The following is an 8,955-nucleotide window of genomic DNA, read 5'->3' on the forward strand; positions in this document are numbered from 1 at the left end:
ATGATCGTCGAATACATCAGGCTCGTGGTCACCGTGATCCCCTGCTTGATAAGAAGCGTGGGCACCCAGTTGGCGAAGCCGTAGAAGCCGACCGTCTGGAAGACATTGAAGATGATCATCATGGCCGCACGCTTGCCGTACGGCGCGACCCACAGGTCGCGGAACGTGCCGCGCCGGCTGACAGGTTCCGATGCGGCGGCCACAGGCAGCGGTAACGGCCGGCCATATTCTTTCTCGACCTTCGCCTCGAGCGCCGACATCACCGCGTCCGCCTCCGCCAGGCGCCCTTTCTGCGCCAACCACCGTGGGCTTTCGGGCAACGCGCGCCGGATGAACCAGACGAAAAGCGCACCATGCGCGCCGATCAGCACGACCCAGCGCCAGCCATCGAAGCCGAAAGGGTGGTTGGGCACCAGCGCGTAGGACAGGAACGCGACCACGGGCACCGCTGTAAAGCCGACCGCCTGCTCGCACGCGAATGCGCGCCCGCGAATATGCTTGGGCACTAGCTCTGAAATGTAGGTCCCGATCGTCACCAGTTCCACGCCAATACCCAACCCGGCCATGAAGCGCCAGAAGTTCAAACCACCCGCTGTGTCCTGGAACGCCATGATCACGTTGGCGACCGTGTACCAGAGCAGCGAATACGTGAAGATGGCGCGCCGGCCGAAGCGATCGGCGAGAAAGCCGCACGCGATCGTGCCGATGAACAAGCCCGAGAACAACGAAGCGATGAAGCTCGCCACGCCGGTCATGCCAAATAGCCCGACTGTCGTCGATGTCAGAATGCCGCTTTTTACCAGGCCGGGCGCGACATAACCCGAATACAGCAAATCATAGAGTTCGAAAAAGAATCCGAGGCTCAGCAACACGACCAGCGTCCAGACGCTCCGGGTGGCGGGCAAGCGGTCGAGGCGCGCGGAAATTGACCCCGCCGTGAGGGGATGCGTGGTCGAGCCTGATCCGGGTCGAGTGTCCCTGTCAGCGGGCGCGGCGTGGCTGGTTGCCATCGAATTTGTCTCCTTGATATGCCGGTTTTGTGTCGGCGCGTCTACTAATAGCGCGCCGTATGGTTTGTGCTTGCGCGCATTTTAACGGCGTCCGTCGGTTTCGCGAGACACGGCTCGAAGTACCCGATCGAAGAACGCCTGGGTGCTCGGCGAAAACGAACGCCCCTTGAGCCAGACCATGTGCAACGAGCGCCCAATACGCAAGTCATTCACATCAAGCACTCGCAGATCGGCACGGGTAGCCTCGGCCTGCTGTTGCTGGGACAAGCCCCGCCCGCTGCATTCGACGGGACGCAACCCGCCCATGTCGCGATGGTTGCACGCGATTTCGGCGTGATCGGCGGCTCGCTGCTGTGGGGCGCGGGACTCTGGTGGCTGGTCGTTGCGATCGCGCTGACGCTCAGTTATCTGCGTGACGGCATGACATTCAACATGGGGTGGTGGCGCCTCACGTTCCCGATCGGCGTCTATGCGTCAGCCATATTCACGCTCGACCGGCTTACACAGTTCACGCCGCTTGCGGCGATCGGGACCGTGATGGCCGTGATGGCCGTGGCACTGGTTGGCTTCTGGCTGATTGTAGTCACCAAGACCCTCAATGGCATGTGGCTCGGCAGCCTGTTCCGTGCACCGTGCCGGCTCCGAGCTTGAACGATTGACCAGCGGCTCGTGCCGCCCAACGGGGGCGCTGGACCGCCGAGCAGTTCATTTGAGGAACAGCCTTCGTCGCAATCGCGCGTTCAGGGCGGCTCGATACCGTGCATGAGCAATGCCACCGCGTGCCGTGCGATTTGCTCCCGGGTGGGCGCGGTTCCGCTCTTCCCTGCTAATTTCCGGGTCATGGCAAGCGGCAATATGGTCAGGCCGAACAAGGACACGAACAGCAGCGACGGCTCCAGATCCGGATTGAGCTTGCCTTCGCTCTGCCACGTTTCGATTCTCTGTATCGATGCCCGCTGGTTCGCATCGCCGAAACGCTCGGCAATGCGCTGCCGCAGCAACCCGCCCTCGCTGATGACCTCTCGGATCCACAGCGTCGGAAACCACGGATGCCGCTCGGCCACGCCAACAAGACCTTCGGCGAACGCACGCAACGCGTCAGCCGGTTCAGCTTTGGAATCGGCGAACGCGCGACCTAATTCAACACGCAATGGCACGAAACGCTCGTCGATCAGGACGTCGAGCAACTGGTCACGCGTCTTGAAGTAATAGTGAACCATGGCCGGTGTAACGCCCGCTTCGCGCGCGATCGCGCCAAGCGTGGTCTCCATGATTCCCTGCCGCGCGAACAATACCAGCGCGACATCGAGCAAAAGCGTACGGGGTTCGCCGTGTTGCGCGCCTGTCGGGCGGCCCGGCCGACGACCCGGTTTCAGCCGCTCGGGCGCGTCCGCCGGGCCAGCGGGAGCGGTGGAAGTCGAAAAATCGGTTACATCATTTGTCATGATGGCAATTGACCTGGGGTAGCGGTGTCGCCTATATTAACTTCAATATTAATTATTGTATCCGGGCGCCCGCATGGAATATCTGCAGCAAACCGTCGCGCTACCGACCAGCGAGCGACCACCGATCCGGCTCTTATTTGCCGCGCTAATGCTTGTCATGCTGCTCGGCGCGCTGGACCAGACGATCGTTTCGACCGCGTTGCCGACGATCGTGGGCGAGCTTGGCGGCCTCGAAAACTTGTCCTGGGTCGTCACATCCTACCTGCTCACATCGACCATCGTGGTCCCGTTGTACGGCAAATTCGGTGACCTGTTCGGACGCAAGATCGTCATTCAAGCGGCGATTCTAATCTTCCTCGTCGGCTCAATCCTTTGCGGCGTCGCACAGGACATGACCCAGTTGATTGTATTGCGCGCTTTGCAGGGGCTGGGCGGAGGAGGCCTGATGGTCGTTACGATGGCCGCTATCGCCGACGTCATCCCGCCGGCCGAACGGGGTCGTTATCAAGGATTGTTCGGCGGCGTCTTCGGCTTCGCGACGGTCGTCGGGCCGTTGCTGGGCGGGTTCATGGTCGAGCATCTCTCGTGGCGCTGGATCTTTTACATCAACGTACCGCTTGGCATTGTCGCGCTGCTGGTGATCGGTCTTGTCTTCAAGCCACATGTGGCGCACGTCAAGCACAAGATCGATTACATGGGCGCGGCCTTCCTTGCCTGTTCGCTTACCTGCCTCATCCTGTTCACCAGCCAGGGCGGTACCTTGCTGCCATGGACCTCTCCCCAACTCTGGTTCACGCTCGCGCTCAGTCTCATCACGCTTGGCGGGTTTGTCTACGAAGAACGTCTTGCTGCCGAACCGATCATGCCGCTTGGACTCTTTCGCGAGCGCACCTTTGTGCTGAGCGGCTTGATCGGCTTCATCATCGGCTTTTCGCTCTTCGGCGCCATGACGTTTCTCCCGCTCTATCTGCAAGTTGCGAAAGGTTCCACGCCGTCGCAGGCCGGGCTGCAGATCCTGCCAATGATGGCAGGGCTGCTCTTTACCTCGATCATAAGCGGCCGTCTGATCAGCAAGCTGGGCAAGTATCGCCTCTTTCCGATCTGCGGTACGGCGCTTGTGGCCTGCGGCATGTTCCTTCTTTCGACACTGGAACTCCCTACGCCGCTGCACACCATGTACTTCTACATGCTGCTGCTGGGACTCGGGCTAGGCATGACCATGCAAGTGCTCGTGCTCGCTGTGCAAAATGCGGTGCCATTCAAACACATCGGCGTGGCGACGTCCGGCGCGACGCTATTTCGCTCGATTGGCGGCTCCGTAGGGGTGGCGACCTTCGGCGCAATATTCACGAACAGCCTGCACTCACGCCTCGACGCGGCCATTGCGCCGGGAATCGAGTTGCCTAGATCGTTAGGTCCGACAGCGGTACAGCATCTTCCGGTTGCCGTGCGAGACGCTTACCTCAACGCATTCGCAGGTTCCATGCATGTCGTGTTTCTTGTAGCAGGCGTAGTCGTGTTGCTCGCGTTCGCACTTGCCTGGTGGATGGAAGACTTGCCGTTACGTAAGTAAATCCATGCGCATGGGCCGCCGGCGGGCATGGATCTGGCGGGACTATTCCTACCGGCCCGATTCGGCCCGTTAGGGTCCGGTCGGGCCCAGTAGGGCCCAGTAGGGCCGACAGGTTAAGCTACCGTCCTCAACACTTTGGAAATTCTCGTCATATGAAGCTATCGCAATGGATTGCCGTTTCCGCCCTCACCGCTTTCGCATTCATTTCCACAACTGCATTCGCTGAAACTTACCATTTCGGGGAAGGCAACTCTTCGCCGTCAAGCGCGGCAAGCGCATCCCACCATGCGCATCAGCCAAAACACCATAAAAGCAAAACCGTGCATCGCGCTTCGAACGACTAAAACCTGAAGCAAGGTTGGAGTCCTTCTGCTTGCCGCGGCGGTCGGCTTAAGGACGGCTCCCCCGCCCCCCCCCGACCTCGCCCCTAGCGACATTCAAGCGACCGCCACCAGGATCTGCCCGGTAGCCCGCGTTGCCGGCCTGACGGTAATCTCAATGTCATAGCCAAGCCGGTTCAAACATTCCATTAACTTCCTCTCTGACAGATTGGCCAGATTGCCGTTGAGTATTGCGGAAATTTTTGGCTGTGAAATGCCTGTGCGCGCAGCCGCCTGCTCTTGAGTCAGCTCGAGCCGCCTGATAGCTTTAGTGATCTCGGCGACAAGACCCGATTTGATCTTCAGCTTCCCTGCGTCAGGCAAGCCAAGATCGGCAAAAACGTTCCCGGAACTGACTTCGAACTCAATGCTCGCCAGTTTTTCGGCTTCATCATTGACGCGTTTTTCCATCTCGATACTCCTTGATTCTTAGTTCGACGAATTTCAATCTCGACCGAATGAGGTCCATATCCTCACGGGGCGTGGCGACGCCCGCTTTACTCTTCTTCTGAAAGCAATGAAGAACGCACACGGCGTCGCGAAATAGCACCGTGTACACGGCACGATACGTTCCGCCCTCGTCGTTTTCGATAATCTCCAGCACGCCGGCCCCACCGAACCCGCGCATCACCTTGGCCGTCGAATGCTGCAAACCGTGCTGCGCCAAATTGATGGCGTGTCCGAAAGACTGGCGAACCTCTTCGGGAAGAGCACAAAGATCCTTTTTACTGCTACCTACCCAGATGAGCGGCTTTTCCTCGATCGACATAAACTTTATACCCTTTATGGTATAGAAACGCAACAACGATTAGAAGGGATTCGCAGGGGAAGGGCGCAACCCGGAGAAAAGTCAGGGAACAACCCACGACAAATCGGCTTCGAACAGCATCGCCGGTTATCGAAGCGGCCACCATTCAGCCAATTGGCCTAGGTCTGGGTCTGGGCTCGCACGCGGACCCGTGGTGCGTGCGCGAAGGTGCGGCAGTCGATCGAACCCGTATGCACCGCCGCCGCGAACAAAAATTTGACGTACTGCAAATGCTCGCAACAATTGCTATAAGGGGTTCCACCAAGTCCGCTATTATTTTGGCTTGGTAATCTTCTGCGATTCCAATTCGGACACCATCCGCGGAATGTAAGGCGTCCGGCACCGAAGCTTCGCGCCGGACGAACCTGGATATCGACCTGTCCGGGACGTATCGACCACCCATATGGAGTACAAACAGTGAAGAAACTGCTCGCGGCTTTGACGATTTCCCTGCTCGCCGTCACATCGGTCACCTCCGTCACGGCCAATGCGAAGGATTACTCGACCATCCGTTTTGGCGTCGACGCCTCGTATGCCCCGTTTGAATCGAAGGGCCCGGATGGCAAACTGGTCGGCTTCGACATCGATCTCGGCAACGAAATTTGCGCCCGCCTGAAGGCGAAATGCGTGTGGGTGGAAAACGACTTCGACGGCATGATTCCGGCACTGAAGGCGAAGAAGTTCGACGGCGTTTTGTCGTCGATGTCCATGACACCGCAACGCGAAGAACAAATCGCGTTTTCGAGCAAGCTGTTCAATACCCCGACCCGCCTGATCGCCAAGAAGGGCAGCGGCATCCTGCCGACACCTGACGGCCTGAAGGGCAAGACGGTCGGCGTGGAACAAGGCACGATCCAGGAAACCTACGCCAAGACCTATTGGGCGCCCAAGGGTGTGACGGTCACGCCGTACCAGAACCAGGACGGCGTATACGCCGACCTGGCCGCGGGTCGCCTTGATGCCGCGCTGCAAGATGCAGTGCAGGCTGATGTCGGTTTCCTCAAGACACCGCGCGGCACGGGTTATGAGTTCGTGGGCAAGGATCTGGTCGATCCGGCCATCCTCGGCAATGGCGCTGGCATCGGCATGCGCAAGGAAGACACCGAACTGAAGGCATCGATCGACAAGGCTATCGCGTCGATCATCAAGGACGGCACCTACAAGAAGCTTGAAAAGAAGTATTTCGACTTCGACGTGTACGGTGGCTAAGCAGTTTGAGGGAAGGTTCGACAGGACCTTCAGCTGAACCTCAAGAACGGGCTCCGCACATCGCGGAGCCCGTTTTCTTTTGAGCCCCCTTTGCACTTACGTCAGGCGTACGGTCGTTTTCGGCTAAGATCGAAGCGCCCGGAGCACGAAACCACGACACGCGGCTTTCAATGCCAGCGGACGACACTCCGCAACGCCCAGGAAACACTCGCAAACAATCCGACTCCTTCAAGGCGTGACTTCATGGCAACGGTCGCGCGACTGAAAATCATGCACACCAAAACGCACACACTCATTTCGCCATCGCTTGGCACTACGCGCAATATCCTCAGCTTCCACTACGGCCCAGGCGGCGGCGAAAAGATCTATATCCAGTCGTCGCTGCACGCCGACGAATTGCCCGGCATGCTCGTCGCGTGGCGCTTGCGTCGTCTTCTGGCCGAATTCGAAGCGGCAGGCAAGCTACGCGGCGAAGTGGTAATCGTTCCGGTATCGAACCCCATCGGCTTGAACCAGAGCATGCACGGCACCCTGCTCGGACGCTTCGAAATGAACAGCGGGCATAATTTCAACCGCAATTTCCACGACCTTGCCGCACTGATCGCACCGCGCATCGAAGGAAAACTGTCGGGCAATATTGACGAGAACAAGCTTGCGGTGCGTCGCGAAATGCGCGCCGCTCTCGACGAACAAACGCCGCATACCGAACTCGAATCGCAGCGCCTTGCGTTGCAGAAACTCTCTTACGACGCCGATGTCGTCCTGGACCTGCACTGCGATCTCGATTCCGCGCTTCACCTCTATACGAATCCGGACGTCTGGAACGATGTAGAACCGCTTGCGCGATACCTGGATTCGAAGGCGTCGCTGTTGGCATTGAATTCCGTCGGCAATCCATTTGACGAGATTCACAGCTTTTGCTGGTCCGATCTCCGCTCAAAATTTGGGGACCGTTTTCCGATCCCCAACGGCGGCATCTCGGTGACCGTGGAACTGCGCAGCCAGCACGACGTGTCGTATGAGTTCGCCGAATCCGACGCGCAAGGGATCGTCAATTACCTGATGCACCGCGGTGTGATCGATGCGCCCGTGCCCAATATGCCCGCGCTGTCCTACCCGGCCACGCCGCTCGCCGGCGCCGAGCCGATCGTCGCGCCGGTCAGCGGCGTGCTCGTATTCCGCACAAAGGTGGGCGCGATGGTCGAAGCGGGTGAAGCGATCGCCGATGTGGTCGACCCCCTCACCGATACCGTGACCACGCTTAACTGCACGACGTCGGGCGTGATCTACGCGCGGCATATCGCGCGCTTTACGACGGCGGGAATGGAAGTCGCGCGCGTGGCGGGCGCAACGGCGTTTCGCACGGGCTCGCTGCTCTCGGCCTGATTAAGCCCGTGGCGGAGCCTTGCGGAAGCAGTGAAAAAGCAAGAGGGCCACCCAAACCGCGGTGGCCCTAAAAATACATACAAGCGAAGTAAAGCGCGGCAGCGATATTCCGGCAGCCATGTCGTCCAGAGACGACCCCCGAGGCTACCGGCTCCGCTTGACCGCTAAGCAGCCCGTGCAATCAGGCTGTCTGTACGCGGCTTTAACATCACCGCGTTTGCGAGTACCGTTGTTTCCGGTTCTTCGTTCTTCGGTACAACACTTAATAACTCCACCAGCGCGGTCTCCTGGCTCGCCTGACGGGCAGCCGCCGCTTTCTTGGTCTTCCCCGCGCGTGACGGCGGCTGGCAGGCCCCGCACACCACGTTTTCTTGCAAATCATGCTTGTGCGCGATGAACTTTCCCGTGCAGCGGCAGCATTTGGTGAGCTGCAGCATGCCGGCATCGAAAAAGCGCACGAGGGTCCAGGCCCGCGTCAAATCAAGTACTGCATCGACATCGCCGTGCCGGCAATGTTCGAGATACAACCGATACCCCTTGGTCAGTGCATCGAGATGCGAGCAGCCGGCTTCTTTCTTTAGGAATACGTAGGTATTGTAGAAGAGCGAAGCGTGAATATTCGCAAGCCATGTCATATACCAGTCTGCCGAGAAGGGCAGCATGCCCTTGGGCGGCGACACGCCCTTCACTTCCCGATACAGCCGGATCATCCGGTCGCGCGACAGTGTCAGCTCGCTTTCGAGTACTTGCATCCGTGCCCCGAGTTCGATCAGTGCGATCGCGCGGAACACTTCCTGGGCATCTTCTGTGAGGCTCTTCTTAAGCATGGTGCGATCTCGTGCTCGATTGAAGTATCTACGCGTGAAGAATCAGGCGAACTGTTCTGCGGGCTGACCGGCAAGCAGGATTGCTGCGTGCGTGGGTGCAATATCCGCGTGTTTCGTCGGCGCCGTCAGGGCCGCCAGCATGGTGTGATCGTTGAAGCGGAAGAAGCACAGCAACTGGTCGGAAGCTGCCAGTTTGACGATCTGTGCGAGGGTGAGCCCTGACAGGAGATCGGCAAGTTCCTTCGATAAACCGAGACGAAACATGCCGATCGCCCGGTCGTCGCGCAGCATGCGCTGGGCGAGCATGATGTACGACA

The 8,955-nt window shown here is 59.1% G+C and carries 10 protein-coding genes; 4 read left to right on the plus strand and 6 right to left on the minus strand.

Annotation, left to right across the window (positions count from 1 at the left end; translation table 11 throughout):
* On the minus strand, positions 1–1,010 hold a 1,010-nt coding region (locus tag WCA53_RS07785), incomplete at its 3' end, for an MFS transporter (RefSeq protein WP_423907641.1).
* 180 nt (positions 1,011–1,190) lie between these two features.
* Between WCA53_RS07785 and WCA53_RS07790 the strand changes: the two genes are divergently transcribed.
* Positions 1,191–1,661 (plus strand): hypothetical protein, encoded by a 471-nt coding sequence (locus tag WCA53_RS07790; protein ID WP_423907643.1) that lies wholly within the window; start codon positions 1,191–1,193, stop codon positions 1,659–1,661.
* Between the two features lie 89 nt (positions 1,662–1,750).
* Here the strand turns inward: WCA53_RS07790 and WCA53_RS07795 are convergent, their stop codons facing one another.
* Positions 1,751–2,455 carry a TetR/AcrR family transcriptional regulator gene (locus tag WCA53_RS07795; protein ID WP_423907645.1) on the minus strand — a complete coding sequence of 235 codons (705 nt, stop codon included), beginning with the start codon at positions 2,453–2,455 and terminating at the stop codon, positions 1,751–1,753.
* Positions 2,456–2,528: 73 nt separating this feature from the next.
* Here WCA53_RS07795 and WCA53_RS07800 point away from each other — a divergent pair, with 73 nt between their 5' ends.
* Positions 2,529–4,028: an MDR family MFS transporter gene (locus WCA53_RS07800; protein ID WP_423907648.1), complete on the plus strand. Its 1,500-nt coding sequence runs from the start codon at positions 2,529–2,531 to the stop codon at positions 4,026–4,028.
* A 437-nt stretch (positions 4,029–4,465) separates the two neighbouring features.
* Here WCA53_RS07800 and WCA53_RS07805 read toward each other — a convergent pair whose 3' ends face one another.
* Together WCA53_RS07805 and WCA53_RS07810 are read right to left on the minus strand one after the other, a co-directional pair.
* Positions 4,466–4,819, minus strand: coding sequence for a helix-turn-helix domain-containing protein (locus WCA53_RS07805; RefSeq protein ID WP_423907651.1), 354 nt, complete (start codon positions 4,817–4,819; stop codon positions 4,466–4,468).
* On the minus strand, positions 4,800–5,177 hold the full coding sequence (locus tag WCA53_RS07810; protein ID WP_423907653.1) for a type II toxin-antitoxin system RelE/ParE family toxin: 378 nt from the start codon (positions 5,175–5,177) through the stop codon (positions 4,800–4,802). Before WCA53_RS07810 ends, WCA53_RS07805 begins: the two co-directional genes overlap by 20 nt.
* 456 nt (positions 5,178–5,633) lie before the next feature.
* On the opposite strand from WCA53_RS07810, the gene WCA53_RS07815 reads away from it, so the two are divergent.
* Complete coding sequence (locus WCA53_RS07815) at positions 5,634–6,425, plus strand: ABC transporter substrate-binding protein (protein WP_423907655.1); 792 nt, start codon at positions 5,634–5,636, stop codon at positions 6,423–6,425.
* A gap of 270 nt (positions 6,426–6,695) precedes the next feature.
* A complete protein-coding gene (locus tag WCA53_RS07820; RefSeq protein WP_423907661.1) occupies positions 6,696–7,811 on the plus strand; it encodes a succinylglutamate desuccinylase/aspartoacylase family protein in 1,116 nt (371 codons plus the stop codon).
* Between the two features lie 164 nt (positions 7,812–7,975).
* On the opposite strand, the gene flhC is transcribed toward WCA53_RS07820, so the two are convergent.
* Both flhC and flhD read right to left on the minus strand, forming a co-directional pair.
* Positions 7,976–8,638 carry a flagellar transcriptional regulator FlhC gene (gene flhC, locus WCA53_RS07825; RefSeq protein ID WP_423907657.1) on the minus strand — a complete coding sequence of 221 codons (663 nt, stop codon included), beginning with the start codon at positions 8,636–8,638 and terminating at the stop codon, positions 7,976–7,978.
* Between the two features lie 42 nt (positions 8,639–8,680).
* On the minus strand, positions 8,681–8,955 hold a 275-nt coding region (gene flhD / locus WCA53_RS07830; protein ID WP_423907659.1), incomplete at its 5' end, for a flagellar transcriptional regulator FlhD.

It is taken from the genome of Caballeronia sp., assembly GCF_049581465.1.
In the GTDB taxonomy this organism is placed as follows: Bacteria; Pseudomonadota; Gammaproteobacteria; order Burkholderiales; family Burkholderiaceae; genus Caballeronia.

Bases quoted from the DNA above. Each gene is read 5' to 3' on its own strand.
- WCA53_RS07795 (WP_423907645.1), bottom strand. From the start codon at position 2,455: ATGACAAATGATGTAACCGATTTTTCGACTTCCACCGCTCCCGCTGGC.
- WCA53_RS07800 (WP_423907648.1), top strand. From the start codon at position 2,529: ATGGAATATCTGCAGCAAACCGTCGCGCTACCGACCAGCGAGCGACCA.
- WCA53_RS07805 (WP_423907651.1), bottom strand. From the start codon at position 4,819: ATGGAAAAACGCGTCAATGATGAAGCCGAAAAACTGGCGAGCATTGAG.
- WCA53_RS07810 (WP_423907653.1), bottom strand. From the start codon at position 5,177: ATGTCGATCGAGGAAAAGCCGCTCATCTGGGTAGGTAGCAGTAAAAAG.
- WCA53_RS07820 (WP_423907661.1), top strand. From the start codon at position 6,696: ATGCACACCAAAACGCACACACTCATTTCGCCATCGCTTGGCACTACG.
- flhC (WP_423907657.1), bottom strand. From the start codon at position 8,638: ATGCTTAAGAAGAGCCTCACAGAAGATGCCCAGGAAGTGTTCCGCGCG.